This is a genomic window from Aestuariivirga sp. (assembly GCF_020252395.1).
Taxonomy (GTDB): domain Bacteria; phylum Pseudomonadota; class Alphaproteobacteria; order Rhizobiales; family Aestuariivirgaceae; genus Aestuariivirga.
In genome coordinates this window covers 71,852-98,469 of sequence record NZ_JADCDB010000030.1, presented here as the reverse complement: position 1 = coordinate 98,469, position 26,618 = coordinate 71,852, and the positions used below count along the sequence as shown (strand labels likewise).

Annotated in this window: 27 protein-coding genes; 10 read left to right on the top strand and 17 right to left on the bottom strand. The window is 63.4% G+C overall.

The window, feature by feature from the left end:
- Positions 1-7: 7 nt before the first annotated feature.
- From IOC82_RS14195 to trpS, 8 genes are all read right to left on the bottom strand, one after another.
- A complete protein-coding gene (locus IOC82_RS14195) occupies positions 8-1,021 on the bottom strand; it encodes a hemolysin family protein (RefSeq protein ID WP_290546853.1) in 1,014 nt (337 codons plus the stop codon).
- The gene (ybeY, locus tag IOC82_RS14190) at positions 1,008-1,481 is read right to left on the bottom strand and encodes an rRNA maturation RNase YbeY (protein ID WP_290546852.1); all 474 of its coding nucleotides are present in this window, start codon (positions 1,479-1,481) and stop codon (positions 1,008-1,010) included. Before ybeY ends, IOC82_RS14195 begins: the two co-directional genes overlap by 14 nt.
- Entirely contained in the window at positions 1,478-2,443 is a 966-nt protein-coding gene (locus IOC82_RS14185; RefSeq protein ID WP_290546887.1) for a PhoH family protein, read from the bottom strand. The genes ybeY and IOC82_RS14185 overlap by 4 nt, the downstream gene beginning before the upstream one ends.
- Positions 2,444-2,503: 60 nt before the next feature.
- On the bottom strand, positions 2,504-3,856 hold the full coding sequence (miaB, locus tag IOC82_RS14180; protein ID WP_290546851.1) for a tRNA (N6-isopentenyl adenosine(37)-C2)-methylthiotransferase MiaB: 1,353 nt from the start codon (positions 3,854-3,856) through the stop codon (positions 2,504-2,506).
- A gap of 12 nt (positions 3,857-3,868) precedes the next feature.
- Positions 3,869-4,645, bottom strand: a complete 777-nt coding sequence (locus IOC82_RS14175) for a 1-acyl-sn-glycerol-3-phosphate acyltransferase (protein WP_290546850.1) — start codon at positions 4,643-4,645, stop codon at positions 3,869-3,871.
- Complete coding sequence (tsaB, locus tag IOC82_RS14170) at positions 4,642-5,751, bottom strand: tRNA (adenosine(37)-N6)-threonylcarbamoyltransferase complex dimerization subunit type 1 TsaB (RefSeq protein WP_290546849.1); 1,110 nt, start codon at positions 5,749-5,751, stop codon at positions 4,642-4,644. The genes IOC82_RS14175 and tsaB overlap by 4 nt, the downstream gene beginning before the upstream one ends.
- Positions 5,752-5,785: 34 nt before the next feature.
- Positions 5,786-6,346 (bottom strand): NifU family protein, encoded by a 561-nt coding sequence (locus IOC82_RS14165; protein ID WP_290546848.1) that lies wholly within the window; start codon positions 6,344-6,346, stop codon positions 5,786-5,788.
- A gap of 84 nt (positions 6,347-6,430) precedes the next feature.
- A complete protein-coding gene (gene trpS / locus IOC82_RS14160) occupies positions 6,431-7,471 on the bottom strand; it encodes a tryptophan--tRNA ligase (protein WP_290546847.1) in 1,041 nt (346 codons plus the stop codon).
- A gap of 108 nt (positions 7,472-7,579) precedes the next feature.
- Here trpS and mutM point away from each other — a divergent pair, with 108 nt between their 5' ends.
- From mutM to IOC82_RS14145, 3 genes are read left to right on the top strand one after another with little or no spacing between them, the layout of a single operon-like run.
- Positions 7,580-8,464 (top strand): bifunctional DNA-formamidopyrimidine glycosylase/DNA-(apurinic or apyrimidinic site) lyase, encoded by an 885-nt coding sequence (gene mutM, locus IOC82_RS14155; protein ID WP_290546846.1) that lies wholly within the window; start codon positions 7,580-7,582, stop codon positions 8,462-8,464.
- 10 nt (positions 8,465-8,474) lie between these two features.
- Positions 8,475-9,248, top strand: a complete 774-nt coding sequence (locus tag IOC82_RS14150; protein WP_290546845.1) for an enoyl-CoA hydratase — start codon at positions 8,475-8,477, stop codon at positions 9,246-9,248.
- A 33-nt stretch (positions 9,249-9,281) separates the two neighbouring features.
- Complete coding sequence (locus IOC82_RS14145; RefSeq protein WP_290546844.1) at positions 9,282-9,563, top strand: hypothetical protein; 282 nt, start codon at positions 9,282-9,284, stop codon at positions 9,561-9,563.
- A 142-nt stretch (positions 9,564-9,705) separates the two neighbouring features.
- Here the strand turns inward: IOC82_RS14145 and IOC82_RS14140 are convergent, their stop codons facing one another.
- Together IOC82_RS14140 and IOC82_RS14135 are read right to left on the bottom strand one after the other, a co-directional pair.
- On the bottom strand, positions 9,706-10,137 hold the full coding sequence (locus tag IOC82_RS14140; protein ID WP_290546843.1) for an RbsD/FucU domain-containing protein: 432 nt from the start codon (positions 10,135-10,137) through the stop codon (positions 9,706-9,708).
- Positions 10,137-11,366, bottom strand: coding sequence for an ROK family transcriptional regulator (locus tag IOC82_RS14135; RefSeq protein WP_290546842.1), 1,230 nt, complete (start codon positions 11,364-11,366; stop codon positions 10,137-10,139). The genes IOC82_RS14140 and IOC82_RS14135 overlap by 1 nt, the downstream gene beginning before the upstream one ends.
- A gap of 212 nt (positions 11,367-11,578) precedes the next feature.
- On the opposite strand from IOC82_RS14135, the gene IOC82_RS14130 reads away from it, so the two are divergent.
- From IOC82_RS14130 to IOC82_RS14120, 3 genes are all read left to right on the top strand, one after another.
- A complete protein-coding gene (locus IOC82_RS14130) occupies positions 11,579-12,616 on the top strand; it encodes a sugar ABC transporter substrate-binding protein (RefSeq protein WP_290546841.1) in 1,038 nt (345 codons plus the stop codon).
- A gap of 134 nt (positions 12,617-12,750) precedes the next feature.
- Complete coding sequence (locus IOC82_RS14125) at positions 12,751-13,809, top strand: ABC transporter permease (RefSeq protein WP_290546840.1); 1,059 nt, start codon at positions 12,751-12,753, stop codon at positions 13,807-13,809.
- Positions 13,809-14,591, top strand: coding sequence for an ATP-binding cassette domain-containing protein (locus IOC82_RS14120; RefSeq protein WP_290546839.1), 783 nt, complete (start codon positions 13,809-13,811; stop codon positions 14,589-14,591). The genes IOC82_RS14125 and IOC82_RS14120 overlap by 1 nt, the downstream gene beginning before the upstream one ends.
- Positions 14,592-14,611: 20 nt before the next feature.
- On the opposite strand, the gene IOC82_RS14115 is transcribed toward IOC82_RS14120, so the two are convergent.
- The 3 genes from IOC82_RS14115 to IOC82_RS14105 are packed head-to-tail and all read right to left on the bottom strand — an operon-like array spanning position 14,612 to position 17,300.
- Entirely contained in the window at positions 14,612-15,550 is a 939-nt protein-coding gene (locus IOC82_RS14115) for a 3-hydroxyacyl-CoA dehydrogenase (RefSeq protein ID WP_290546838.1), read from the bottom strand.
- Positions 15,547-16,572 (bottom strand): aldo/keto reductase, encoded by a 1,026-nt coding sequence (locus IOC82_RS14110; protein WP_290546837.1) that lies wholly within the window; start codon positions 16,570-16,572, stop codon positions 15,547-15,549. Before IOC82_RS14110 ends, IOC82_RS14115 begins: the two co-directional genes overlap by 4 nt.
- Complete coding sequence (locus IOC82_RS14105) at positions 16,569-17,300, bottom strand: GntR family transcriptional regulator (RefSeq protein ID WP_290546836.1); 732 nt, start codon at positions 17,298-17,300, stop codon at positions 16,569-16,571. The genes IOC82_RS14110 and IOC82_RS14105 overlap by 4 nt, the downstream gene beginning before the upstream one ends.
- A gap of 83 nt (positions 17,301-17,383) precedes the next feature.
- On the opposite strand from IOC82_RS14105, the gene IOC82_RS14100 reads away from it, so the two are divergent.
- Together IOC82_RS14100 and IOC82_RS14095 are read left to right on the top strand one after the other, a co-directional pair.
- Positions 17,384-18,898 carry a UxaA family hydrolase gene (locus tag IOC82_RS14100; RefSeq protein ID WP_290546886.1) on the top strand — a complete coding sequence of 505 codons (1,515 nt, stop codon included), beginning with the start codon at positions 17,384-17,386 and terminating at the stop codon, positions 18,896-18,898.
- Positions 18,899-19,204: 306 nt separating this feature from the next.
- On the top strand, positions 19,205-21,184 hold the full coding sequence (locus IOC82_RS14095) for a transglycosylase domain-containing protein (protein ID WP_290546835.1): 1,980 nt from the start codon (positions 19,205-19,207) through the stop codon (positions 21,182-21,184).
- A 199-nt stretch (positions 21,185-21,383) separates the two neighbouring features.
- On the opposite strand, the gene IOC82_RS14090 is transcribed toward IOC82_RS14095, so the two are convergent.
- The 3 genes from IOC82_RS14090 to IOC82_RS14080 form a co-directional block, all read right to left on the bottom strand.
- Positions 21,384-22,133 (bottom strand): SprT family zinc-dependent metalloprotease, encoded by a 750-nt coding sequence (locus IOC82_RS14090; protein WP_290546834.1) that lies wholly within the window; start codon positions 22,131-22,133, stop codon positions 21,384-21,386.
- Positions 22,081-23,355, bottom strand: a complete 1,275-nt coding sequence (phaZ, locus tag IOC82_RS14085) for a polyhydroxyalkanoate depolymerase (RefSeq protein WP_290546833.1) — start codon at positions 23,353-23,355, stop codon at positions 22,081-22,083. Before phaZ ends, IOC82_RS14090 begins: the two co-directional genes overlap by 53 nt.
- Positions 23,356-23,428: 73 nt before the next feature.
- Positions 23,429-24,037, bottom strand: coding sequence for an SCO family protein (locus IOC82_RS14080; protein ID WP_290546832.1), 609 nt, complete (start codon positions 24,035-24,037; stop codon positions 23,429-23,431).
- An 81-nt stretch (positions 24,038-24,118) separates the two neighbouring features.
- Here IOC82_RS14080 and IOC82_RS14075 point away from each other — a divergent pair, with 81 nt between their 5' ends.
- Both IOC82_RS14075 and IOC82_RS14070 read left to right on the top strand, forming a co-directional pair.
- On the top strand, positions 24,119-25,468 hold the full coding sequence (locus tag IOC82_RS14075) for an ActS/PrrB/RegB family redox-sensitive histidine kinase (protein WP_290546831.1): 1,350 nt from the start codon (positions 24,119-24,121) through the stop codon (positions 25,466-25,468).
- A gap of 86 nt (positions 25,469-25,554) precedes the next feature.
- The gene (locus IOC82_RS14070) at positions 25,555-26,100 is read left to right on the top strand and encodes an ActR/PrrA/RegA family redox response regulator transcription factor (protein ID WP_290546830.1); all 546 of its coding nucleotides are present in this window, start codon (positions 25,555-25,557) and stop codon (positions 26,098-26,100) included.
- Here IOC82_RS14070 and IOC82_RS14065 read toward each other — a convergent pair whose 3' ends face one another.
- Positions 26,101-26,580 carry an MmcB family DNA repair protein gene (locus tag IOC82_RS14065; protein WP_290546829.1) on the bottom strand — a complete coding sequence of 160 codons (480 nt, stop codon included), beginning with the start codon at positions 26,578-26,580 and terminating at the stop codon, positions 26,101-26,103. It lies immediately after the preceding gene.
- Positions 26,581-26,618 lie beyond the last annotated feature (38 nt).

Sequence of the window (26,618 nt, the reverse complement as noted above, 5' to 3'; positions counted from 1 at the left end):
CTTTGGATCAGCCAGGAGATCCATCGCCTGCGATCTCGGCATTCGGCAGGCTCACATTGCGGGAATTGATTCGTACCCGCCTCACCCGGCGGGGATCGGAGTCGAGGATCTCGAACTCAAGGCCGCTTTCATGCCGGATAATCTCGCCGCGCGCCGGTACGCGGCCGGCGATCTTGAAGATGAGTCCTGCCAGCGTGTCGGCTTCCTCCTCCTCGTCCTCCGGCAACAGGTCGACGCCAAGCTGGGCTTCGAGCTGCGCAAGATCGACGCGTCCATCCGCCAAGCGGATTCCCTCCTCCAGCTGCTTGATCTCGAGGTCCTCTTCGGTGTCGTGCTCGTCAGCAATGTCGCCGACAATCACTTCCACAAGATCCTCGATCGATACCAGCCCCTCGGTGCCGCCATATTCGTCGATGACGATAGCAAGATGGGTTCGGCTTGCCTGCATCCGCACGAGGAGGTCGGTGGCCGGCATGGAAGGCGGAACGAACAGCACCTCGCGATTGAGGCCAGCCTGCTTCACCGTGGTCGACAGCGCGGTGGCGGCAATGCTGAGGCCGGGCGGCGCCGCCGTCCCGGTCTTCTCGGTCTTCGCGGCGCGGCGCTTGCGCGTGCCGCGCGAAGCCATCCAGCGCAGGAAGTCCTTGACGTGTATCATACCGGTGATGCCGTCCAGCGTTTCGCGGTAGACCGGCATGCGGGAGTGGTTGGCATCGATGAACTTCGACAGCAGCTCCTGCATGCTGCCGGTCTCGTCGACTGCCACGATGTCGACGCGCGGCACCATCACGTCGTCGACGCGGAGGCCGGAGAATTCGATGATGTTGAGCATCATCGACTTGGCTTCCTCGCCCACCGTCTCGCCGGGGTTTTGCGCCTCGTGGCTTTCGATTGCGCCCTCAAGGCTTTCGCGCAGGCCAACGTCCCGGTTGCGGCCAAAGCGGCTTCTCAGGCGTTGCCAGAGGCTCTCCCGTGAGGTGTCGGGGGGCGCCGTGCCGCCCGGGCGGTCAGTCTCGCTCATAAGGGTCGGAAATTCCCAGGCCTTTCAGAATGCGCGACTCAAGTGCTTCCATCTCCTCGGCCTCGGCGTTGCCGTCGTGGTGGTAGCCCAGAAGATGCAAGGTGCCATGAACAATAAGGTGGGCGGTGTGGTCACGCAATGTCTTGCCCTGCGCCGCTGCCTCGCGGGCGATCACCCCATGGGCAAGGACGATGTCACCCAGCGAACGCGGCTCACCCTCCGGCACCGGCATGCCGCCGGGAATCGGAAATGACAGGACATTGGTCGGCTTGTCCTTTCCGCGCCACTCGGCATTGATTTCGGCGATCGCGGCATCGTCCGCAAACAGCACGGCGACATTGCAATTGCTGCCGTCGCGTCCGACTTCTGCGAGGGCGGCTTCGACTGCCGAATGCGCAAGTTTAACAAGCCCGGCCATGGCCGCCCAGGCATCATCCTCGACCTCGATGGAAACGGTCATTTCTTCGGCTTCGGCGCCTTCTTATCGTAGGCCGCTACGATGCGGCCGACCAGGGCATGGCGCACGATGTCCGAATTGCTGAAGCCCACAGACGCCACGCCGGCTACGCCCTTCAGCACTGCAACCGCATCCGATAACCCCGATGAGATTCCTAACGGCAGGTCGACCTGCGTCGGATCGCCCGTCACCACCATCCGGCTGCCCTCGCCAAGCCGGGTCAGAAACATCTTCATCTGCTGTGGCGTTGTGTTCTGCGCCTCGTCGAGGATGATGAACGCGGAGGACAGCGTGCGGCCGCGCATGAACGCAAGCGGCGCAATTTCGATCTGGTTTTCGGCAATACCCTTCGCCACGAGACTCGCCGGCATCATATCGTAAAGCGCATCGTAGAGGGGCCGCAGATAAGGATCCACCTTCTCCTTCATGTCGCCGGGCAGGAAGCCCAGGCGCTCGCCGGCCTCCACCGCCGGGCGCGACAGAACGATCCGGTCCACCTCGCCGTTCATCAGCGCCTCTGCGGCGCAGGCTACGGCAAGGTAGGTTTTGCCGGTTCCCGCAGGCCCGATTCCGAAGACCAGCTCGTGCTTGCGGATCGCCTCGATATAGGCGCCCTGCGTGGGGGTACGCGGCATGACAAGCTTGCGGCGGGTGCGGATGGCGCCGCGCGGAACGTTGGTGTCCTGAGCTTCGCGCATGCGAATTGCACCCTCCACCTCGCCCTTGGTGATGTCGAGACCGCGTCTGGCGCGATTGTAGAGCGCCATCAGCACGTCGCGCCCCGCGTTTCGGCCCGAATCACTGCCGCGCACGGCGAGGCGGTTGCCGCGCGGTGTGATGTCGATGTTGAGCCGGTGCTCAAGCACGGCGAGATTTTCGTCATGCTCGCCGCAGAGCAACAATAACAATCGGTTATCATCGAAGGACAGGGTGAGAGTGTCCGAATCCTCTTGCCGGGAGCCGATTGCGTGACTACCGGTCTGGGCCGCAGTGACAGGCGGATTCAAGGATTATATTCTCCGTTTCTAGACTGCATGGTCATGATGACCCCAAAGACTGTTGGTTCCAACCCCCATTATATGGGTATCCACGATCGTGCCGATAAGCCCGGGTTCCGCCTGAATATGGACGGACTGGAGATAGGGCGATCGGCCGACCAGCTGGCCAGCGTCGCGCCCGGGCTTTTCGAGTAGGACGGAAAGGGTGCGGCCCACCACGGCCGCATTGAATGCGGTCTGCTGGGCATGGATCAGAGCCTGCAGCTCCTGCAGCCGGGCCGATTTTTCGCTTTCAGATATCTGTTTCGTGCTCTCGGCCGCGGGGGTACCCGGCCGGGGCGAGTACTTGAACGAAAAGGCACTGGCGTATCTGACCTCGCGGATGAGGCTCAGTGTCGACTCGAAATCTTTATCAGTTTCCCCCGGAAACCCGACAATAAAGTCGCCCGACACAGCCAGATCGGGTCTTGCTGCGCGAAACCTCTCGATCAAACGAAGGTAGAATTCGGCCGTATGTCCGCGGTTCATTGCTTTGAGTATCGAGTCACTACCAGATTGCACTGGCAGATGCAGGTAGGGCATAAGCTTCGCGTTCTCGGCATGGGCGGCAATCAGCTCGCCCGTCATGTCCCGGGGATGGCTCGTTGTGTAGCGCAGTCTCTCGATACCTTCGATGCGTGACAATTCGGCGACGAGGCCTGCGAGCCCCAGGCTGCGGCCCCGGTTGTCCATTCCGTGATAAGCGTTGACGTTCTGGCCGAGCAACGTGAATTCCTTCACCCCCTGCCCGGCCATGCGCCGCGCCTCCCCCAGTACTTGCGCCACCGGGCGGGAGAACTCCGACCCGCGCGTATAGGGCACCACGCAGAAGCTGCAGAACTTGTCGCAGCCCTCCTGCACGGTAAGGAAGGCGGCAACCCCCCTGCGCGGCAGCGGCCTGGAATCGAGTTCCTCGAACTTCTCCTCGGCGGGGAACTCGGTCTCGACCACCGCCTCGCCCGCAGCGCGCTGCCGGGCCAGCAGCTGCGGCAAGCGATGGTAGGTCTGGGGGCCGAACACCAGGTCAACCGCCGGGGCACGTCTCACAATTTCCTCGCCCTCGGCCTGTGCCACACATCCGGCGACGGCTATGAGCATCTCGGCCCCCAGCTCCGCCCGCGTGCGCTTCATGCGCCGGATCTTGCCCAGCTCGGAATAGACCTTCTCGGCGGCCTTCTCGCGGATGTGGCAGGTGTTGAGGATGACGAGGTCGGCCTCCTCCGGTGTCGCGGTTTCGGCATAACCCAAGGGCCTGAGCACATCGCGCATGCGCTCGCTGTCATAAACGTTCATCTGGCAGCCATAGGTCTTGACGAAGACCTTCTTCGGGGCGTTGTCCATAGGCCGAGGCATCTAGCGGATTTTCGGTCCTCGGTGAAGTGCCAGCACGAGGCCGCGGCGCACCTCCTCTTCGGCATGACGGGCAAGCGCCTTGCGGTTCAACTCGCCGCTCGGCGACAAGGGCTTATGGTAGACGAGTGTTACTTCGATGGGGCCGGAGCTAACAGCGCCCAGCAGGTGTGGAATGAGGCCCATATCGCCATACCAAGCATAGGAGGGGAGCATGCGGCGGTTCATCGGCAGGTTCCAGTGGCCACGGTAGGCCAGCGTCACCGGCTGCACGGCAACGCCCGGCATCTCGGCCGCTCCGAAGAAGGAACTCTTGAACGGCAGCACGCTGCGGCCGTCACCCGACGTTCCTTCTGCGAACAGCACGAGGATGTCGCCAGATTTCAGGCGTTCCCGCATCTCTTTTCGCGCGCCGCCGGTGGCATGGCGGCGGTCGCGGTCCACAAAGACGGTGCGCTGCAGCCTCGCAAGGCTCCCGAAGAAAGGCCACCTCGCAACCTCCTTCTTGGCGACGAAGGATACGGGCGCCACGGCGCTCAGCACCACGATGTCCAGCCAGCTGACGTGGTTTGCGGCGATCAGGAGCGGGCCTTGCTCTGGCGCCTTGCCAACGACCTCCACCTTTACACCAAGAATGCGGCAGACGAGGCGGTGGTAGTGCAGGGGCAAGACCTTTGCCATTTCCGGCCACAGCCAGACGAACAGCTGCTGCAACGGAATGAGGGGCAGAGTAAGTGCGCCGAACAGGACCAGCACCAGACCCGGCTGGAACCAGTTCACGGGCGAAGCTCGCGGCGCAGCACGATGGCATCCTCAAAGCCGTCATGACGTTTATAGTAATCCTTGCGGCGGCCCGCTTCAGCGAAGCCCGAACCGGCGTAGAGCGCCTGTGCCGGCAGGTTCGATGCCGCCACCTCCAGGAAGAGGTGGCGAACCCCCTGCGCCGCCAGAACCGCCATCTGCCGCCCGATGAGCTGACGTGCAATGCCGCGCCGCTGCGCGGCAGGACGCGCGCCAATGGCGATGATTTCCGCCTCGTCCAGGACCCGGCGGGTGACGATGAAGCCCAGCGGGTCTCCGCCATCATGCGCGACCGCTGCCTCCGTACCGGGCGTTACCAGCATCTCCGCAAAGGCTTTTGCGGTCCAGCAATCGTCGAAGATCTCGCTGTGCAGAGCAGAAAGCAGCTCGGCCGCCGTGGGTCCGGCCGGCTCGATCCTCAGTGTAATGATCTTTTGCGGCAGTGCCGCCCGCGGCTTTGCGTCGGGCGACCTCAAATAGAGCGGGACAGGCATTGGGCCTGCAGCAATCCCGTCAGCCAGCCTCGCAAATTGTGAGGCGGCCGGCAGAGGAAAGGCCCGGGAGAGTGCGATGTCACTGCGCCCGCTTGCCGCCACTGCCGAACGTGCCGCCGTGCCCAGCACGATTGTCTTGCCCGGCACTTGGTCGGCCACCTCCGCCGCCGCCGCAACCCGTGGACCCATGATCAGCTTGCGATCAGCATCGAACAGGGCGGCATAGACCTCGTCATTGCGCGCATCGGATATAACGAGCAGGGGAGATTGTGCAGTCTCGTTCGCAGCGATGGCCGACAGGCTGTCGATGCCGATCACCGGAATGCTGCGCGCCAGCCCCAGCCCGCGCGCCCAGGCAAGCCCGATACGAACGCCTGTAAAGGTGCCGGGCCCGGTGGTCACGGCGATCCTATCGATTTCAGAAATGGCGAGCCCCGACTGCCTCATCACCTCCGCCACCATGGGCGGCAGGGCCTCGGCGTGGCCGCGCTCCATCTCCTTCAGGGCATCCGCCAGGGGCAGCGGCTCTTGCGTGTCGATGATGGCGGCCGAACAGGCCGCCATCGTGGTATCGAGGCTGAGGATCTTCATGGGGCGGCGTGATAGGCCGCGCCGGGGCCGGACGTCAAACGGCGCGGACTTCGCTCACTTCCGGCACGAAGTGGCGGAGAAGATTCTCAATGCCGTGCTTCAGCGTGGCGGTGGAAGATGGACAGCCCGCACAGGAGCCCTTCATGTTGAGAAAGACCACGCCCTCGCGGAAGCCGTGGAAGGTGATGTCTCCACCATCTTGCGCCACCGCGGGGCGCACCCGCGTGTCCAGCAGCTGCTTGATCGTGCTCACCACCTCGGCGTCACCTTCCTCGAAGAACTCCTCGCCCTGCGCTTCGGCCTTAAGCGTCTCGCCCAGCAGCACCGGAGCGCCGGAGAGGTAATGGTCCATGATCAGTCCGAGAATTGCAGGCTTCATATGCTGCCACTCCGCACCCGAGCGGGTGACGGTAATGAAGTCCTGGCCGAGGAAAACGCCCGCAACCCCTTTGACGGAGAAGAGTTTCTGGGCGAGGGGCGACTCCGCTGCGGTGTTGGCGTCCCGGTAATCCCGCGTACCGCCGGGCAGCACGGGCTTGCCGGGCAGGAATTTCAGCGTGGCGGGATTGGGGGTGGCTTCCGTCTGTATGAACATGTCCGATTCCTCTAGTCGGAAATCATATAGCCGGAGTTTAGAATCATTTCAAACTCCCCCGGCGCAGCACGCCGCCGCGCAGCGTCAGGAAACGATGAAACCCACGATTTCGCGCGCCTTGCGCATGATCGGCGCGGCAATCGCCCGGGCCCGCTCGGAACCTTCCTTCAATACGCTTTCGACGTAGGGCCGGTCAGCCTGCAACCTCTTGGTTTCCTCGCCCACAGGTCCGAGCTTGGCCACCGCCAGATCGGCAAGGGCATTCTTGAACGCCGAGAACTGGCCCCCGCCATACTGGCTCAGCACATTGTCGAGGCTCTCGCCGGAGAGGGCGGCATAGATGCCGGTCAGGTTGTCAGCTTCGGGGCGGCCTTTGAGACCGCCGGCCTCGCTCGGCAGTGGTTCCGGGTCGGTCTTGGCTTTGCGGATCTTCTTGGCGATTGTGCCGGCATCATCGGTCAGGTTCAGACGCGACAGATCGGAGGGGTCGGACTTCGACATCTTCTTGGTGCCGTCACGCAGGCTCATGACGCGCGTCGCGGGGCCGGTGATGTAAGGCTCGGGCGGCACGAAGAACACGCCATCTGCGAAGCCTGCCGCTTCGATCGCCTCCTTGTAGTCGAGGTTGAACTTGTTGGCGATGTCACGGGCCAGCTCGAGGTGCTGCTTCTGGTCCTCGCCCACCGGAACGTGAGTTGCATGGTAGCCGAGAATGTCCGCCGCCATCAGTACCGGATAGGTGTAGAGGCCGACGGAGGCCGCTTCCTTGTCCTTGCCGGCCTTTTCCTTGAACTGGGTCATGCGGTTCAGCCAGCCGATGCGCCCGGTGCAGCCGAGAATCCAGGCAAGTTCCGCGTGCTCCGCCACCTGTGACTGGTTGAAGATAATGCTTTTCCTTGGATCGAGGCCGCAGGCGAGATAGGCCGCCGTCACGTCGATGATGGCACGGCGCAGTTCGCTGGGGTCCTGCCATACCGTGATCGCATGCATGTCCACCACGCAGTAGATGCACTCATGCGTGTCCTGCATGTGGATCCAGTTCAACATGGCGCCCAGGTAATTGCCGAGATGCAGGTTGCCGGTCGGCTGCATGCCTGAAAAGACGCGGGGAACGAACGTGGACATGGGGACCCTCTTGATCGGAAGCGCGCCGCTTATGCCCGCAAACCGGAGCCCTGAAAAGAGCCACGCATATGGCTTGCCTTCGCCAACCCAACACGGTCTAAGCAGGCCATGCCTGAGCTTCCGGAAGTCGAGACCGTTATGCGGGGGTTGAAGCCTGTACTGGAAGGCCGCCGCATCGCGGGAGTCACCCTGCGGCGGGCAGGCCTGCGCTTTCCCTTCCCTCCGCGATTTTCCGAAAGGCTGGCGGGGCGCCAGGTCACAGGACTCTGGCGCAGGGCCAAGTACATTCTGGCTGGCTTCGACTCAGGCGAGGTTCTGCTGGTCCATCTCGGCATGACCGGGCGCTTCACCGTGTTTTCGGGCCAGCAGGCGCGGCGCCTCGGCGAATTCTATTTCGAAACCGCGGCGGGTAACGCGGGTCAGGGGCCGCATGACCATGTGGTGCTTGCGCTCGATGACGGCACGCATTTGGTCTACACCGATCCGCGCCGCTTCGGAATCATGGACCTTTTCCCGGAAGTGGAGGCCGCCAGCCACAAGCTGCTTTCCGGTATCGGCGTCGAACCGCTCGGCCACGAATTCAACGTGGACTATCTGGCCGCGCGCTTCTGCGGCAAGGCAGCGCCCCTCAAGGCGGCGCTGCTCGACCAACATATCATCGCCGGTCTTGGCAATATCTATGTCTGCGAGGCATTGTTCCGCGCCGGCCTGTCTCCCCGCCGCAAAGCCCGGACTCTGGTCAGGAAGAAGGTTCATGACCCCCGCCTCGATGCATTGGTGCGCCACGTGCGCGAGGTTCTGGCGGAGGCCATCGCCGCGGGAGGCTCCACACTCCAGGACTTTGCCCACACCGATGGCGCCGCAGGCGCATTTCAGCAGCGCTTCCTCGTTTACGGCCGTGAGGGCGAGCCCTGCATGAACTGTGGAGCGCCCGTCGAAAGGCTTGTGCAGTCGGGCCGTTCCACCTTCTACTGCCGCCACTGTCAGACATAGGACGAGCGCCATGGCCTATAAGAACATTATCGTCGAAATCCGCGGCAAGGTGGGCCTCGTGACCCTTAACCGCCCGCAGGCGCTCAATGCGCTGAACGAAGCGCTGGTCGCCGAGCTGAACGAGGCGCTGAGTGATTTCGAGTCGACACCTGAGATCGGCTGCACCGTTATCGCCGGCGCCGAAAAGGCCTTTGCGGCGGGCGCCGACGTGAAGGAGATGGCGCAGAAGGGCTATATCGAATCCTATCTTGGCAAGTTCCTGGATGGTTGGACGCGCATCGCTGAAACCCGCAAGCCGGTGATTGCGGCCGTCTCGGGCTTCTGTCTCGGCGGCGGGCTGGAGCTTGCCATGATGTGCGATATCATCATCGCGTCGGAAACCGCGCGCTTTGCGCTTCCCGAGATTACCCTTGGCATCATGCCGGGTGCGGGCGGCACTCAGCGCCTGCCGCGCTTCATTGGCAAGGCCAAGGCCATGGACATGATCCTCACGGGCCGCATGATGGACGCAACCGAAGCCGAGCGCTGCGGCCTCGTGGCCCGCGTGGTCGCACCGGAAAGGCTGCTGGAGGAGTCCCTCGCCGCCGCCGCCAAGATCGCCTCTTATTCGCAGCCCATCGTCATGATGGCCAAGGAAACGGTGAACCGCGCTCAGGAGACCGCCTTGTCGGAAGGCACCCGCTTTGAGCGCCGCCTCTTCCTCTCCATGTTTGCCACCGACGATCAGAAAGAAGGCATGAAGGCCTTCATCGAGAAGCGCAAACCCAGTTTCCGCGGCCGTTAGCGCAACGTCATCGCAGACTGGCCGGGACTTGCATTGTCCAACCTGCAGGACAGACGCGGCCTCAAACCCACCCTCGACCTCCGCGCCTTGTTCAAGGGTCTGCTGATGGATCATATGGGTGTTCCGCCGACGCTGCTCGCCAGCCAGATATTCCCGGGCGGTGCAGATATGAGTCCGCTGCGGGGCCTCATCAAGGGCGGCACGGCGCCAGCGGTCGCGTCTGCTGCATGCTGGTGCAAAGCCGCTGCAACGGGTGCTGGCCGTTCCGGGGCATTTGAGCACTTCCGCAGCGGGAATGGCGCGATTGAGAACTGAAGCACCGGGCAAGCCAGTGGACCCTGTCTTGAAGCGAACGATGCTCCGGAGTCCGCGGATTGCGCAGTGTTCCGTCCACGGGTGCGGTTGCACGCTTGGGCCCGTGGTGCTGAGACGTGGTTGATCCCGAAAGACCTCAGTCTCAGGCGGGGTAGATCACGCCCTTCCTGACGATGATGTTGCCATAAAGCCGCGGCTCGCTTGAGGCGACGATGGCGAAACATGCCCTCACCTTCCTGTAGAAGGCATCGCCGACGAGTGGCACGAGACGTTGCTTCGGCTCGTGCTTCAGCAGCACGGCAGCGAAGTCCTCGAAAACCGGTTCTATGCGCTTCGGGTCCAGGTGGGCCGCTGGCCGCCACACGGCTTCCGGCGCCATGTCATCGACCGGCATCACCGAGAGGATGGCATCTAGGATGCGCGGCGCGCCATGGCCATCGAGGCGCACCAACCGCTTGCCATGCTCCTCGGCGGGGTAGTTGCCGTCAACAATGGCAATCTCGTCACCATGGCCCATGGCGCGCAGCACGCGCAGGAGATCGGGGCTCAGCAACGGATCGATTCCCTTGAGCATCAGTCCTTATCCTTGAACAAGACATTGCGGTTGATGATGAAGTTGTCGAACAGGGGCAGGCTTGCGGCGCCCATCGCCCGGGCGTCGGCCCCGATCGTTCCCTCGAGGATCGGGAAATCGGCCAGACCCTGCCGGTCGACAAGGGCAAGCGCCTGCCGCACTTCCTCCACGAAGCGGGCCCGCACGCGGAGCGGCACTGCGCCGTCGATGACGATGGCTGCGCAGTCGAGCACCGCCATCACGCCGGCCGCGGCGGTGGCCACGTCAAGTGCCGCCCGGGCGAGCCAGCGGTCAAGCGCGGGGCCAGCGCCCTGCCATTCCCCAAGGTCGCGCCACAGGAGTTCCGGGTCACCACCATCGCGCTGGATGTCACGCTCAAGAGCGGCGAGCGAGGTCGAGCGCACCAGCTGCGCCGATTGGCCGCGTTCGGACGTTACGGGGAATGAGGCGAGCGCTCCGGCATTGCCATGCCGGCCAAGATAGAGGCTGCCATTCAGCACCACGCCACCGCCGATGAAGTAGCCGAGGTAGAAATAGGCAAAATCTGTCAGGTCACGGCCTCTGCCGAAGAGCAGCTCCGCCGCGCAGGCGGCGGAGGCGTCGTTGCAGAAGTGGATGGGCCAGGTGAAAATCCTGGCAATCTCCGCCTGCAGGTCGAAGTCCTTCCATGCCATCAGCGCGCCGGGCGGTGCACCGGCATCCTCCGCCCAGTTCCACAGCTCGAAAGGGGCGGCAATGCCCATGCCGCTGATGCGCCCGCGCTGCTCCGGGTCGAGTTCGGAAACCAGCTCTTCAACCCCCGAGGTCACGAAGCCCATCATCTCCGCCGGCGACGGGAAAGTATAAGGGCGATGGATGGTCTGGCGCACATGGCCGGCCAGATCGAGCAGCATCAGGTCGCCAGACCGCCGCCCCACCTTCAGGCCGATGGAAAAGGCGCCGTTTGAATCCAGTTCGAAGGGCACCAGCGGCTGGCCCACCTTGCCGCGCTGCGGGTTGCGGCGCTTCAGAAGGCCGTCCGCCTCAAGCTGCCGCACGATGACCGACACCGTCTGGGCCGAAAGCCCGGTGAGCCGCGCCATCTCTGCCTTCGGCAACTGGCCGCGCAGGCGGACGAGGGAGAGGATCAGCCGCTCGTTGTAGAGCCTCGCACCCCGCTGTGTTGTGCCCCGCGTCAGCGGCGTTCCCTCTAGGCTCTGCCCTCCCGGGGCGCCCCAATCTGCTGCCACGGTAGATTTTTCCGCTCCGTCCGTCGATCTGGGCAGGTTTCCAGCAAAGGAACCTTGAGTCAATGGATAAGTCACGCAGCTTTATTTATTGACTCATTCCCAGTCTTGCGTTCTTATGCCTTGAGGATCGGTTAGGGAGACCTGTCCCGGTGCCGGACCTGACATAAGAACCCAACCGTCTTTTCAGAGGCCCCAATCAGGGGCACGCATACATGGGAGGATCCAACGTGAAATCGTCATTGAAAGCCGTTCTCTTGGGCGCCGCTGCCACGGCGCTGTTCAGCGCCGGGGAGGCTCACGCCGGGGTCGGCGCCTGTCTTATCACGAAGACAGAGACCAATCCGTTTTTCGTCAAGATGCGTGAAGGCGCTGCGGCCAAGGCCGCGGAGCTGGGCATCGATCTCAAGGCCTATGCCGGCAAGGACGATGGCGACAATGAAGGCCAGGTCGCGGCGATCGAAACTTGCATGGCGGATGGGGTGAAGGGCATCCTGATCACTCCGTCTGACACCAAGGCCATCGTGCCATCGATCAAAAAGGCGCGTGACGCCGGTATCCTGGTGATCGCTCTCGACACGCCGCTTGAGCCGATTGACGCCGCCGACCAGACCATGGCGACAGACAACTTCCAGGCTGGCTTCCTCATCGGCGCCTATGCCAAGGCCAAGCTCGGCGACGCTGCGAAGGATGCCAAGATTGGCTTCCTCAATATCAATCCCAAGCAGGTCACGGTTGACGTGCTCCGCAACCAGGGCTTCATGAAGGGCTTCGGCATTGACGTGAAGGACCCGAACGTCATCGGCGATGAAGACGATCCGCGCATTGTCGGCAACGACTACACCAACGGCAATCCGGAAGGCGGCCGCAAGGCCATGGAGAACCTTCTCCAGATCAACCCCGATATCAACGTGATTCACACGATCAACGAACCTGCCGCCGCCGGCGCATATGAGGCGCTGAAGGCCGTGGGCAAGGAAAATCAAGTGCTGATCATGTCGGTTGACGGCGGCTGCCCCGGCGTCAAGGACGTCGCGGCTGGCATCATCGGCGGCACGTCGCAGCAATACCCGCTGCTCATGGCCTCGATGGGCGTCGAGGCCATCAAGAAATTCGCCGACACCGGTGAAAAGCCGAAGGCCACCGAAGGCAAGAACTTCTTCGATACCGGCGTTCAGCTGATTACCGACAAGCCGGTTGACGGGGTGCCCTCGATCGACACCAAGAAGGGCCTGGAACTCTGCTGGGGCTGATACCCCACAGCATGTCCGGTAAGCTCTGATCAACTTCAGGAGGGCGGCCCTGGCGGCCGCCCTCGGTGCAGCGACAACAAGAAACGGTTCAGGCGGAAACGACCGGCAAGCCGCGGCGGGAAGGGGTTGAGCCCATGACGCAATCGCAGGAATTCGAAAAGACACTGGAGCAAAGCGACAGCGCTGTCGCGCATTTCCGCGACGGCGATTCGGCCATCCGGCGCTTCCAGCAGTTTCTGCATACAAGTCCGGCGGCGGTACCGCTGATTGTGCTGATACTCTCGGTGGCGATTTTCGGCGTTCTGGTGGGTGGCAAGTTTTTCAACGCCTATTCCCTCACCCTGATCATCCAGCAGATCACCATTGTCGGTATTGTGGGCGCGGCGCAGGCGCTGATTATCCTGACAGCCGGAATCGATCTGTCGGTCGGCGCCGTGATGGTGCTGTCGGCCGTCGTGATGGGGCAGTTTACATTCCGTTACGGAATTCCGGTGCCAGTTTCCATCCTGTGCGGCCTTGCCTGTGGAACTCTCTGCGGGTTCATCAATGGCTGGCTGGTGGCGGTGATGAGGCTGCCACCCTTCATCGTGACCCTCGGCACCTGGCAGGTTTTCAACTCGATCAAATACATCTATTCCCGTAACGAGACGATTCGTGGCCAGGATATCGAAGCCCAGGCGCCGCTGTTGCAGCTGTTTGGCGCGCAGATCAATATCGGTGGCGCCGTGTTCACGCTGGGCGTCGCCTTCATGTTCGGCCTGGTGCTGCTGCTCTGGTACGTGTTGAATTATACCGCCTGGGGCCGGAGGCTCTACGCGGTCGGAGATGACCCCGATGCCGCCGAACTCTCCGGCGTGCCGGTCAAGCGGATGCTGATCACCGTTTACACGCTGGCGGGCCTGATCTGCGGCATGGCCGGCTGGGTGCTGATCGGGCGCATCGGATCGGTGTCGCCCACGTCGGGCGAATTCGCGAATATCGAGTCGATCACAGCGGTGGTGATCGGCGGGATGTCGTTGTTCGGCGGCCGCGGTTCCATCCTCGGCATGATTTTCGGCGCGCTGATTGTCGGTGTATTCTCGCTGGGACTGCGCCTTTACGGCGCCGATGCGCAGTGGACCTGGCTGCTGATCGGCGTCCTCATCATTGGCGCCGTCGCCGTCGATCAATGGATCAGAAAGGTAGCTGGCTGATGTCACAGGCCCCCATTCTCACGGCGCGAGGCCTGGTCAAGCGCTACGGACGCGTCACCGCGCTCGATAAAGCCGAATTCGATCTCTACCCGAACGAAATCCTGGGGGTGATCGGCGACAATGGCGCCGGTAAATCGACGCTCATCAAGGCGATCTGCGGCGCGGTCATTCCGGACGAGGGCGAAATCAGGCTTGAAGGCCGGGTATTGCATTTCAAGTCGCCGATGGATGCCCGTCTCGCCGGCGTAGAGACGGTCTATCAGAATCTGGCGCTGTCGCCCGCCCTGTCGATTTCCGACAATATGTTTCTTGGCCGGGAGATTCGCAAGCAAGGCTTGCTGGGCAGCGTCTTCCGCATGCTTGACCGCCGGACAATGGAACAGCGGTCCCGCGAGAAGCTCTCGGAACTGGGGTTGATGACAATTCAGAATATCGGTCAGGCGGTCGAAACGCTCTCCGGCGGGCAGCGCCAGGGCGTTGCAGTGGCGCGCGCTGCGGCTTTTGGCACCAAAGTGCTTATCATGGACGAGCCCACAGCGGCGCTGGGCGTCAAGGAATCGCGGCGCGTGCTGGAGTTGATCCTCGACGTGAAGCGCCGCGGCCTTCCCATCGTCCTCATCTCGCACAACATGCCGCATGTCTTCGAGGTGGCGGACCGCATCCACGTTCACCGCCTGGGCAAGCGGCTCTGCGTCATCAACCCCAAGGATTTCACCATGTCGGATGCGGTGGCGTTCATGACGGGCGCAAAGACGCCACCGCCCGAACTGATGGCGGCCTGACCCGGCAGCGCAACGCCGCTTCAGCGCGGCGTTTTCCCGTTTTCCGCCCGCATGTGTGCGGAGAGCGCCATCATCCGCCTGTCACGCCAGGCGATTGCCTCTCCCAGCTTGTCTCTTGGTATTGCGGCGCGACGCTCCGCATCGAGCCTTGCGCCAATGTCGCTGGGCCATGGCGCGGCCCCGGACTGGCTTTCGCCGACGCGGCGGATGGTGGAACCATATCGATCAAGATAATCGGCAACGCCATCCGGCGCATTGAGGTCGATCGTCTCGATAGGTCCCATGAAGCTCCAGCGCAGGGCAAGGCCATCCTTGAAGGTCTTGTCCAGGTCCCCGGCGGTCACATAGTCCCCGGCAATCAGCCGGAAAGATTCATTGAGCACTGCCAGCTGCAAGCGGTTCAGGATGAAACCCTCGATCTCCCGTTTCACCACGATGGGCGACATGCCGCAGCCAGCCATGAACTCCCTGCTTCGTGCGATCACATCCGGCGAAGTGAAATGCGCACCGCACAGCTCCACGATCGGTGCGAGGTGGGGCGGGTTCATGGGATGCGCGACGAGGCAGCGCTGCCGTGTTGCCAGCGCCCCGAATATAATCGACGGCATGATGGCCGATGTCGAACTGGAGATGATGGCATCAGCCGGGGCAATGCGTTCCACCTCTGCGAACAGCGCCTGTTTAGGCTCCGCACGCTCGACGATGGACTCCTGAACGAACGCTACGCCAGTCAGGACTTCAGCAAGGCTCTCCGCACTCCTAATGCGCCGGCCCACAGCCCCGGCGTTGCCGATCAGGCCGGCCTCCGCCATGACCGGAAGGGTGTGAGCGATGTGTGAAAGGGCCCTTTCCACTTGACCCGGCTCCCGGTCCCACAGCACCACCTCATGTCCACCCCGGCCGAAGACCATTGCCCAGGACCGTCCGATCAGGCCTGATCCGAGGATCGCAACTTTCACCGTGGCACCGGCGCGTCGTTGTGGAGCAGGCCTTGGGCCTTGAGGTCCTTCCACAGCGCCTTTGGAATCTTTGCGTCGAGTGTCGCCACGTTCAGCGTCACTTCCTTGGGGCTTATGCCGCCAGGGATCACGCTCACAACATTCCTGTGGTGCATGGGGAAGCGCAGGGCTGCCTGCGCCAGCTTTACTTTATGCTGCTTGCAGATGGCCTCGATCCGGGCCACCCGCTCAAGGATGGCCTCGGGAGCCCGATCATAATTGTACCACGCCCCCGGCTTCGGCCCCGTGGCGAGGATTCCGGAATTGTAGGGCCCTCCCAGCACGATTCCGATGCCGCGCTCCTCGCACAACGGCAGGAAGGAATTGAGCGATTCCTGCTCAAGCAGCGTATAGCGTCCGGCCAGCAGGAAGATATCGACATCGGAATTCCGCGCGAGAATCTCGCAGACCTCCCACTCGTTGACGCCCGCGCCGAAGGCTTTGATCACCTTCTCGCTGCGGAGCTTCTCCAGGGCCTTGATGCCGCTGTTGAGGATCGTCTTCACATGCGCGTCGCGCGCCGCCACGGTCTTGTGGTTGAACACGTCAACGTCGTGAACGAAGATCACGTCGATCGAGTCGACACCGAGCCGTTCCAGCGAGAACTCGATCGAGCGCATGAAGCCGTCATAGCTGTAGTCATAGATTTCCCGGCGCGACGGCGTATCGAAGAACTTGCCGATACCGGTGCGCTGTTTGGGATCGCAGACTTCGAGAAGCCGCCCCACCTTGGTGGAGAGCACATAGTCCTTTCGCTTCTTGCCGAACAGGAAGCGGTTGAGCCGCGTCTCCGATAAGCCGAGGCCATAAAGCGGCGCCGTATCGTAGTAGCGGATGCCTGCTGTCCACGCAGCGTCCAGCGTCTTCTGGGCCGCCTCCGGATCCACGGCCTTATAGAGGTTGCCGATGGGTGCCGTCCCAAAGCCAAGTTCGGTGAAGGAGATGGTCTCCCCCGAAGGCGCCTTGAAAATGCGCTTCCTCATGTGTCGATTCCTCCCGTGCTGTTGAGATCGGCGAAAAGCTCGGGCCTTTCGCGTGCGAATGTTTCGAGTTCCGCCATCACCGCATCGAGGTGACGGCACATGGCCTTGCCGGCTGCGTCCCCGTCATGTGCCTCAAGCGCGGCGAGGATCGCCTCGTGCTCGGCGAGTGTCAGTTCGAGGCGGCGGCGGGTATTGAGGAGTTGCCGCACGCGATCGAGTCCGAGGCGTGCCGTTTCCGTTGCACCCCGCACGCGCTCGAATCCCAGGTAGTCCTGCAACAGTGCGTGGAAGGCGAGATCGAAACCGTGAAAGCCCTTCAGGTCCTGGGCGTCGATTGCCACCTTCTGGTAGCGAAGGTTGCTGGCCAGCTGTTCGATCAGGGCAGCCGAAGCATGCGGCGCCAGCCGCCGCACCGTCTCCGCCTCCAGCGCCCGTCGCAGGAACATATTCTCGCGCGTATCGGAGATCTTGATGAATGCAACACGCGAACCGCTCTGCGGAATGATGTCGGCGAGGCCTTCGGCGGCGAGCCGGTTCATCGCCTCGCCGACGGGAAAGCGAGATACGCCCATGCGCAAGGCGATGGCCTGCTTGTCGAGGAACTCACCCGGTTTCAGGTCCAGCTGGACAATCGCTTCGCGCAGCGCGGCGTAGACCCTGGCGGTTGCACCCTTCGCCGCCGTGCGGCCCGGGCTCAAGAAATCATAGGTGACGGCAGCCACTGACATGCTAACATGTTAGCGATATTCCAAGGGTGGGCAAGCCCCGCAATACTTAAGCGAGTCGACCGATGATTGTAACCGTGTCCAAAATGCCCCGCATGCTGCGTCTTTCGTCTGCCGATAACGTTCTCGTCGCAATCGACACCGTCGACAAGGGCGCCGATACACCGGAGGGCATCACCGCGCTGGACCGCATCGGCAAGGGTCACAAAATGGCAGCTGCCGTAATCAAGACGGGTGAGGCCGTGCGCAAGTTCGGGCAGATCATCGGCTTTGCCAAGCAGGACATCGCCAAGGGCGCCTGGGTGCATGAGCACAACACCGGCATGCAGGATTTCGACCGCGACTACGCATTTGCTCAGGATGCGAAGCCTGAAGACATTCTGCCGCTGGCGCAGCAGGCGACGTTCCAGGGCATCCGCCGCGCCAATGGCAAGGTGGGAACACGCAATTACATCGGCGTGCTAACCTCGGTGAACTGCTCCGCCACCGTGGCCGGCTTCATTGCGGAGGAGGTGAAGCGGTCTGGAATTCTCAATGATTATAAGAATATCGATGGTGTCGTTGCGCTCAAAATGGACAATGGCTGCGTCGTGGATTACCGGGGCGTGATCTTCGACATCCTGAAACGGACCGCTTGGGGTTATGCCACAAACCCCAATATGGGCGGGGTGCTGATGGTCGGGCTGGGCTGTGAGGGGTTCCAGATCCCGCGCTTCAAGGAGGCTTATGGCATTGTAGAGAATGAGCTTTTCCGCACCATGACCATCCAGGAAACGGGTGGGACGCGAAAGACGGTGGCCGCGGGCGTTGCGGCGATCCGCGAGATGCTGCCGCACGTCAACAATGTCAGGCGCGAAACGTGCCATGCCTCGGAGCTGATCGTGGCGCTTCAGTGTGGTGGATCAGATGGTTACTCGGGAATCACGGCCAACCCGGCGCTTGGGGCGGCGGTCGACATCCTGGTGCGGCATGGGGGCACCGGCATCCTGTCGGAAACGCCGGAAATCTATGGCGCGGAGCATCTTCTCACCCGGCGGGCGGCGACCCGGGAGGTGGGCGAAAAGCTGGTCGAAATCATCAAGTGGTGGGAGGATTACACCAAGCGTAACAATATGGAAATGAACAACAATCCATCTCCAGGCAACAAGCTGGGCGGTCTCACCACCATCCTCGAGAAGTCGCTGGGTGCGGCGGCCAAGGGCGGCTCGACGACGCTCAGGCATGTCTACCGCTATGCCGAGCCGGTGACGGGGCGTGGCTTCGTTTTCATGGACACGCCGGGCTATGACCCGGTGGCGGCAACGGGGCAGGTGGCGGGCGGTGCAAACCTTCTTTGCTTCACCACCGGGCGTGGTTCGGCGTATGGTTGCAAGCCTGTCCCGTCGATTAAACTGGCAACGAATACAGATGTTTACACCCGCATGATCGACGACATGGACATCAACTGCGGGGACATTCTCGACGGTGTGCCGATCGCGGAGAAGGGTCAGCAGATCTTCGACCTGATGCTGAAGGTGGCGTCTGGCCAGAAGACCAAGTCCGAGGAGCTTGGCTATGGCGACAACGAGTATGTTCCGTGGCATGTCGGCGCGATGATGTAGATGCGTTCTTGTGTTGCTGTTGGATGCATTTTGGTTGTTGTCCGGGTCATCATTGCACCATGTTTGCCGACCATTGCTCTTCCCGGTGGGAGACCCCGGGTTCACAGCGCGTAAAGTGAGCCCAGGCTAGTCTTGCCCGCATCCGGTGGTCCGGGGGGAATGATGGGTCGGTCGGGCAGGAAAGGCGAACGGGGGCAGCGCAAGGAGCCGCAGCTGTTTTTCGGCGCGGGTGGCGGAAAGGAACGGTCCCCGAAGGCCACCGTAAAACCTGCGGCCGCGCCGCGCGCGCCGCGCCGCCGCTGGTCCTTGCTGTGGCCCGTTATTCGCTTTGGCATCACGCTGGCCTTCATTGGCGGCATCGGGTTTGCCGGGCTCTTCAGCTATATCTGGATGACGCTTGACAGGCAGGGCCTGCTGCAGATTCCGGACCGCGAGCCGGGCGTCATGATCCTGGCCAATGACGGCTCGGTGCTGGCCGAGAAAGGCTCGTTCAACGGCGACGAGGTGCGGATCGCGGACCTGCCGGACTATGTGCCCAATGCCTTCATTGCCATCGAGGACCGGCGCTTCCGCAGCCATTATGGCGTCGACCCGATCGGCGTGATACGCGCCATCTACGTCAACACCCGTTCCGGCCGGCTGACACAGGGCGGCTCGACGCTGACCCAGCAGCTGGCCAAGAACCTGTTTCTGTCGCCTGACCGCACCGTGCAGCGCAAGCTGCAGGAAGCGGTGCTGGCCGTATGGCTGGAGAAGCACTATTCGAAGGACGACATCCTGCAGCTTTACCTGAACCGCGTCTATTTCGGCTCGGGCGCCACAGGGATCGAGAAGGCGGCGCAGATCTATTACAAGAAGTCCGCCGCCAGCCTGACGCTGGCCGAGGCTGCCACACTGGCCGGCGTCGTCAAGGCGCCAAGCACGACGAACCCGCTCTCCGACCCGCAGGCCGCCGCCGGCCGCGCCAAGCTGGTGCTGCAGAGCATGGCGGACGGGGGCTTCATCTCTGCCGGGGAGGCGGCCGCCGCGATCGGCAATCCGGCCTCGGCCAGGACCAGCAGCGATATGCCGGCCAAGAACTTCGTCATCGACTGGATCGGCGAGCAGCTGCCGGAATTCGTGAAGGACTATCAGCAGTCCCTTGTGGTCGAAACCACCATCGACCCGGCGCTGCAGACCAGCGCCGAACTTGCCGTTGCAAAGGAACTGAGCGCACAGGGCGCTAAGCTCAGGGTGTCACAGGGAGCCATGGTGGTGATGGACGGCTCGGGCGCGGTGCTCGCCATGGTGGGCGGCAAGTCCTATCAGAAGAGCCAGTTCAACCGCGCCACCAAGGCGAAGCGCCAGCCCGGCTCGTCCTTCAAGCCTTTCGTTTATCTGGCTGCTCTCGAACACGGCCTCACGCCGGGTTCGGTCAAGGTCGACGAGCCGATCAAGGTGGGCAACTGGTCTCCGGAGAACTACCGCAGGAGATATCTTGGCCCGGTGGCGCTGGAGACCGCGCTCGCGCTGTCGCTCAACACCATTTCGGTGAAGCTCGTGCTGCAGGTGGGGCCGCAGGCCGTCGCCGCCGTGGCGCACCGCCTCGGCATCACCTCGCCGCTCATCGGCGATGCCTCGATCGCGCTCGGCACCTCCGAGGTGACGCCGCTCGAGCTGACCGCGGCCTTCGTGCCCTTCTCCAACGGCGGCTATCCGGTGACGGCCTATGCCGTGACGCGCATCAAGACGCGCGACGGCCGTGTCGTCTATGAGCGCAATGGCTCCGGCTTTCCAAAGGCGATCGGCGACAATGCCCTGTTCGGCATGAACCGCATGATGCGCCTTGTTGTGACCGGCGGCACCGGCACGCGCGCCGCCTTTCCCGGCTTCGACATTGCCGGCAAGACCGGCACCAGCCAGGATTACCGCGACGCCTGGTTCATCGGTTACACCAGCGACCTCGTCGCCGGCGTGTGGGTGGGCAATGACGACAATTCGCCCACCAACAAGGTGACGGGCGGCCTCATCCCCGCAACGATCTGGCGCGAGGTGATGGAGCCCGCGCACCGCGGCCTGACTCCGCGCCCGCTGCCGGGCGCACCGCAGGTGGCGATGAACACGCCACCTCAGGTGACGGATCAGCAGTATGACCAGGGTGCCGCGGAAGAGCCCACGTCACCCGCCATCGATGCGGGCAACTTCTTCGAGCGGCTGTTCGGCGGCGGCAGTCGTGGCCAGGCCAGCAGCACGAAGCACACCAGTGCCCGCGACCGCGCGATGCGCGACAAGCTGGATGAGCCATAGGAATTACTCACATCTCTCATGACCGTCACCCCGGCGAAAGCCGGGAACCCGCTACTTGGTCATTGGTGCGCATGCATGACCAGAGCATCGTGCGAGCAAGTGGAATCGCTTGCGAAGCGAAAGATGCTCCAGAGTCAAAAGCTGTCGCAACTTCAAGCCCTCAAGTGCGAATGCACTTGAGGGCCCGTTGCGCTATCCCTCACACCACCACGCGGTGCACGTCCTGGCCGTGGAGGCGGAGCCAGTTCCGGGCGCGCGCCGCGTCGGGGCAGTGGGTGCGGACGAGGCGCCAGAAGCGGGGGCTGTGGTCGAGGTGGCGGAGATGGGCCACCTCATGGGCCGCCACATAGTCGAGCACATAGCCGGGTGCGAGGATGAGCCGCCAGGAATAGGAGAGATCGCCACTGGCCGAGCAGGAGCCCCAGCGGCTGCGCTGATCCCTGATGGCGATGCGGCGGAACTTCACGCCCATGAGGGCCGCGTATTTCGCGGAGGCCTTCGTCAGGTCGGCGCGCGCCTCCGCCTTGAGGAAGTCGTGAAGGCGGCGCTTCAGATGGGCCGGATCGCCCGGTACGTCGATGTAGAGGCGGTCACGGTCTGCCGTCACCACGCCGCGCCGGCCGGGCACGTGCCGGATGTCATGCTCGATGCCGCGCAAGGGAAGTGCGGCGCCGTCGGCGAGGTGGGTGAGGCCGCCGCGCGCCTTCATGTGGTCCTCAATCCAGCTGCGCGAGCGTTCGGCGAATTCCAGTGCGCGCGCGCGCGACACGTCGCGCGGCACGGTGACCAGCACGCCGGTGCCCGTGGCATTCAGCCGGAGGACGAGGCGGCGCGCCTGGGCATGGCGGCGGAAGACAACTTCCAGCACCTCGCCGCCGGCGAGGAGCCGCGAGGGTTCAAGCGGTTTTGGCGCGACCGTTCGCTGCAGGCTTCTGAGAAGTCCGATCATCGGCGTTCTTATCCACGAACGCGACGATTCGCGGAACGATTTCCTTGCGGAACCGCGAGCCGTTGAACACGCCATAATGCCCCACGCCCGGCTGCAGGTGGTGGAGCTTCTTCTCCATGGGAAGGCTGGAGCACAGGTCCTGCGCGGCTTCCGTCTGGCCGACGCCGGAAATGTCGTCGCGCTCGCCCTCGATGGTCATCAGCGCGGTGCGGGTGATCTTGGAGGGATCGACACGCGAATTCCGATGCGTCAGCGTGCCCTTGGGAAGGTCATGGTTGACGAAGACCTTCTCCACCGTCTGCAGATAGAACTCGGCCGTGAGGTCCATCACCGACATGTATTCGTCGTAGAATTCGCGGTGCTTGCCGGCCGAATCGCCGTCGCCCTCGACCAGGTGCCAGAACAGCTCGCGGTGCGCGTCGATGTGACGGTCGAGGTTCATGGTCATGAAGCCGCCGAGCTGCAAGAACCCCGGATAGACATCGCGCATCATGCCGGCATGGGGGGCCGGCACCTTCATGATCACGTTCTTGCGGAACCAGTCGACACCCTTTTCCTGGGCGAGTTTGTTGACCGCCGTGGGATTGCGGCGCGTGTCAATGGGGCCGCCCATGAGGATCATGGTGCTGGGCGCGCAAGGATCCTTCGCGGCGTTCATCAGCGAAACGGCGGCCATCACGGGAACGGAGGGCTGACACACCGCCATCACGCTCGTATCGGGCCCCAGGAACTGCATGAACTCCGTGATATAATCGACATAGCCGTCGAGGTCGAAACCACCCTTGGACATGGGCACGCTGCGGGCATCCACCCAGTCCGTGATGTAAACGTCATAATGAGGGAGCATCGCTTCGACCGTGCCGCGCAGAAGCGTGGCATAGTGGCCGGACATGGGCGCCACAATCAGCAGCTTGTGCTGCGTGTTCTGTTGGTCCCACTGCTTCTGGAAGTTGAGCAGGGTGCAGAAGGGCTTGGCGAGGGCGGCGTGCTCCTCCACCGCCACGATATCGTCACCGATGATGACATCCTGGATTTCAAAGCGCGGCTTGCCGTAGCGGCGCGTGCCGCGCTCGAACAGTTCGAGCGAGGCGGCCAGGGACCGGCCAAACTGGGTTTCTGCGAAAGGATTGGCGGGGCTGCGCCAGAAATTCAGGCCCGCATCGGCCGCCGCGCGCCAGGGCGCAAGCGCCGCATGGTTCATCTCGTACAAATAATACAGCACAACCGGGTAACCCCTCGTTAACACGGGACGCTAGCAACTCCCCCTCACGGGAGCAACCCGTCATTTCCAGACTTTAGGGGGAAGTTCTTAGTGCTTCCTTCAGGTCCGCCGCGAGCTTTTGGGCGTCGGTGGTGTAGGCCATGTGCCTGACGAAGCTGCCGTCGGGTCCCATCAGGTAGATTATGCTGGAGTGGTCCATGAGATAGTCCGTGGACGAACTGCCGTTGGAGGCCCTGGCGTAGAAGACCCGGTAAGCCTTGGCCATGGCGGCAACCTCCCCGGGCGTGCCGGTGAGGCCCATGAGGCGGGGGCCGAAGTTTCCGACATAGGCCTTCAGCACCTCCGGCGTGTCACGCGCCGGGTCGATCGACACGAAAACCGGCTGGATGCGGTCCGCCTGCGGCCCCAGCTGGTCGAGTGCCGCCATCATCACCTGCAGTTCGGTGGGGCACACGTCCGGGCAATAGGTATAGCCGAAGAACACCAGCATGTACTTGCCGCGGAAGTCTTTCTCGGTGACGCGCTTGCCATCCTGGTCGAGAAGCGAGAAGGGGCCGCCAACCAGCGCCGTGCCGGCGCCTTGCGGGCCATGCAGACTGCCTCCCATGAAGGCAAAGCCGCCGAGCCCCGCGGCCAGCAGCAGGACCAGGGCGGCGAAGATGAGGACGGGGCGGCGCGGCATCGGTGTTCTTCCTTCAATCCACCTGCACATATGTCTAGACTGGGCGCGACTGAACCGGAACCCCCGTGCCGAAGGAGCCTAATGCCCCAGGATCTCGCTATCGACCCGAGGCCGGTTTCGGCCGGCGCCGAGATCGGCATGCTGCGTTTGAGGACGCTGGTGCGCCTGCGCTGGCTCGCCATCGTCGGGCAGGCGGGCGCCGTGCTGGGCGTGCATTTCGCCCTCGGTTTTCCGCTGCCGCTGGGCCTCTGCCTTGCCGCGATCGCCCTCAGCGCCTGGCTCAACATCTTTCTCACCATCCGCTGGCGCAAGAGTGTCAGGCTGCATGAGAGCCATGCGGGCCTTCTGCTGGTCTATGACGTGGCGCAACTGGCCTTGCTGCTGTTTCTCACCGGCGGGCTGGAGAATCCCTTTTCTTTCCTGTTCCTCGTGCCCGTCACCATCTCTGCCACGTCGCTCCCCAACCGCTGGACCCTGTGGCTGGGGCTGATGGCCTTCGCCTGCGCCAGCTTCCTCGCTTTCCGCCATTTTCCGCTGCCCTGGGCGCCGGGTGAAAAGTTCGAGCTTCCCAACGTCTATATCGGCGGCATGTGGACGGCCATCATGTGCGGCGTGGTGTTCTCGGCGATCTATGCCCGGCGCATTTCCGACGAAGCGCGGCAGATGTCGGCGGCCCTTTCCGCCACCGAGCTCGTTCTGGCGCGCGAGCAGCGGCTTTCGGCGCTCGACGGCATGGCGGCGGCCGCCGCGCATGAGCTGGGAACGCCGCTCGCCACCATCGCGCTTGTCGCCAAGGAGCTGAAGCGCGAACTGCCGGCGGATGCTCCGCATACGGAGGACATCGACCTCCTCATCAGCCAAACGGCGCGCTGCCGCGAGATTCTGGCGAGGCTCGCCAACCGCGAGGCGCAGACCGACGAGATGTATCAGCGCACCGCCATCCTCGCCATGATCGAGGACCTGGTGGCGCCGCTGCGCGGCCCCGATGCCGTGATCGCGGTGACGAGCTCGGCCGATCTCGGCGACAAGGCGCTGGGCAGCGAGCCTGTGTTCCGGCGCAACCCTGCCATTACCTATGGGCTTGGCAATCTGCTCGAAAATGCCGTCGATTTCGCCGCGGCGCGGGTCGAGGTCGATGCCCGCTGGACGCCCGCCCAAGTGTCGATTACCGTGCGCGACGATGGGCCGGGCTTCCACCAAAACGTGTTCGACCGGCTGGGCGATCCCTTCGTCACCACCAGGCCCGGCTATGGCGAAGAGACGGGCGAGGCCGGGCGGCACGAGGGAATGGGGCTCGGCTTCTTCATCGCCAAGACTCTGCTGGAACGCTCTGGCGCCACGGTGTCGCTGGCCAACCGGCCCAGCCCGGAGCATGGTGCGGTGGTGCATGTTGTCTGGCCGCGGGCGCTGGTTGATCTCGGACGCGCCTGATTGCGTAGTGGAAGTGTTTGAACCTGCGCCCTCCAGAAGCTAGAGAGCGCTGGCGCCCCCACATAACCCACACAGGCTGCGCCTGAATGACCAACGCTGCGATCCCTGCCGAAAAGACCCTGCTGCTTGTCGATGACGACAAGCCCTTCCTGTCGCGGCTTGCGCGCGCCATGGAAACCCGTGGTTTCGAAGTGCTGATGGCGGAATCGGTGGCCGAGGGCGTGGCGCATGTGAAGCGCTCCTCCCCTTCCTTCGCGGTGGTCGATCTCAGGCTCGCCGATGGCAACGGCCTCGATGTGATCGAGGCATTGCACCAGGCAAGGCCCGAGGCCCGGGCCGTGGTGCTGACGGGCTATGGCAACATCGCCACGGCGGTGACCGCGGTGAAGCTCGGCGCCATCGACTATCTGGCCAAGCCCGCCGATGCCGACGCCGTCCATGCCGCGCTGGTCGGCGACACAGATACGCGCGCCGCCCTGCCTGACAATCCGATGTCGGCCGACCGGGTGCGCTGGGAGCACATCCAGCGCGTCTATGAACTGTGCAACCGCAATGTCTCCGAAACGGCGCGCCGGCTCAACATGCACCGCCGCACGCTGCAGCGCATCCTGGCGAAACGCGCCCCGAAATAGTCAGAGGGACTTGGCCAGCGGGTCATAAAGCCCGTGCAGCCGCAGCGCCGCCGCTCGCGCGAAGGCCAGCGTCAGCGCCTTGCGGCGCGAGGCGTGGAGGCTCATTGCCTGCGTGTGGCGGACAATGTCAGCCCCCCAGCTGTCGGCAATGATGAGGCCTGCCCCGGCGGGCATGATCTCCGGCGCCATGCCGGCCGGGATCGCGAAGAACAGCCGGTCGCACCAGCCGCGGTATTCGGGCCATTTCGCATCGCTGTGGAAGTCCTGGGGCGAGGACTTGATCTCGACGATCCAGATCTCGCCTGAATCGGAAATCGCCACGATGTCGGCGCGGCGGCCCGACGCCAGCGTGAATTCCGGGAGCACCGCAAAGCTTGACGCGCGCAAAAGGCGGGCCACCCCGCGCTGGATCGTCAGCGCGGTGGCGGACTGGCGGCCGTCGGGCCGGGGAGCCGGATGCGTTCGATCCATGCGTTTCATGCCAAACAGAGCCTTGCGCCGATTTCAGGGGCGGCAAG

Bases quoted from the DNA above. Each gene is read 5' to 3' on its own strand.
- IOC82_RS14195 (WP_290546853.1), bottom strand. From the start codon at position 1,021: ATGAGCGAGACTGACCGCCCGGGCGGCACGGCGCCCCCCGACACCTCA.
- ybeY (WP_290546852.1), bottom strand. From the start codon at position 1,481: ATGACCGTTTCCATCGAGGTCGAGGATGATGCCTGGGCGGCCATGGCC.
- miaB (WP_290546851.1), bottom strand. From the start codon at position 3,856: ATGGACAACGCCCCGAAGAAGGTCTTCGTCAAGACCTATGGCTGCCAG.
- tsaB (WP_290546849.1), bottom strand. From the start codon at position 5,751: ATGAAGATCCTCAGCCTCGATACCACGATGGCGGCCTGTTCGGCCGCC.
- IOC82_RS14165 (WP_290546848.1), bottom strand. From the start codon at position 6,346: ATGTTCATACAGACGGAAGCCACCCCCAATCCCGCCACGCTGAAATTC.
- trpS (WP_290546847.1), bottom strand. From the start codon at position 7,471: ATGTCCACGTTCGTTCCCCGCGTCTTTTCAGGCATGCAGCCGACCGGC.
- mutM (WP_290546846.1), top strand. From the start codon at position 7,580: ATGCCTGAGCTTCCGGAAGTCGAGACCGTTATGCGGGGGTTGAAGCCT.
- IOC82_RS14150 (WP_290546845.1), top strand. From the start codon at position 8,475: ATGGCCTATAAGAACATTATCGTCGAAATCCGCGGCAAGGTGGGCCTC.
- IOC82_RS14140 (WP_290546843.1), bottom strand. From the start codon at position 10,137: ATGCTCAAGGGAATCGATCCGTTGCTGAGCCCCGATCTCCTGCGCGTG.
- IOC82_RS14130 (WP_290546841.1), top strand. From the start codon at position 11,579: ATGGGAGGATCCAACGTGAAATCGTCATTGAAAGCCGTTCTCTTGGGC.
- IOC82_RS14125 (WP_290546840.1), top strand. From the start codon at position 12,751: ATGACGCAATCGCAGGAATTCGAAAAGACACTGGAGCAAAGCGACAGC.
- IOC82_RS14120 (WP_290546839.1), top strand. From the start codon at position 13,809: ATGTCACAGGCCCCCATTCTCACGGCGCGAGGCCTGGTCAAGCGCTAC.
- IOC82_RS14110 (WP_290546837.1), bottom strand. From the start codon at position 16,572: ATGAGGAAGCGCATTTTCAAGGCGCCTTCGGGGGAGACCATCTCCTTC.
- IOC82_RS14105 (WP_290546836.1), bottom strand. From the start codon at position 17,300: ATGTCAGTGGCTGCCGTCACCTATGATTTCTTGAGCCCGGGCCGCACG.
- IOC82_RS14100 (WP_290546886.1), top strand. From the start codon at position 17,384: ATGCCCCGCATGCTGCGTCTTTCGTCTGCCGATAACGTTCTCGTCGCA.
- IOC82_RS14090 (WP_290546834.1), bottom strand. From the start codon at position 22,133: ATGATCGGACTTCTCAGAAGCCTGCAGCGAACGGTCGCGCCAAAACCG.
- IOC82_RS14080 (WP_290546832.1), bottom strand. From the start codon at position 24,037: ATGCCGCGCCGCCCCGTCCTCATCTTCGCCGCCCTGGTCCTGCTGCTG.
- IOC82_RS14075 (WP_290546831.1), top strand. From the start codon at position 24,119: ATGCCCCAGGATCTCGCTATCGACCCGAGGCCGGTTTCGGCCGGCGCC.
- IOC82_RS14070 (WP_290546830.1), top strand. From the start codon at position 25,555: ATGACCAACGCTGCGATCCCTGCCGAAAAGACCCTGCTGCTTGTCGAT.
- IOC82_RS14065 (WP_290546829.1), bottom strand. From the start codon at position 26,580: ATGAAACGCATGGATCGAACGCATCCGGCTCCCCGGCCCGACGGCCGC.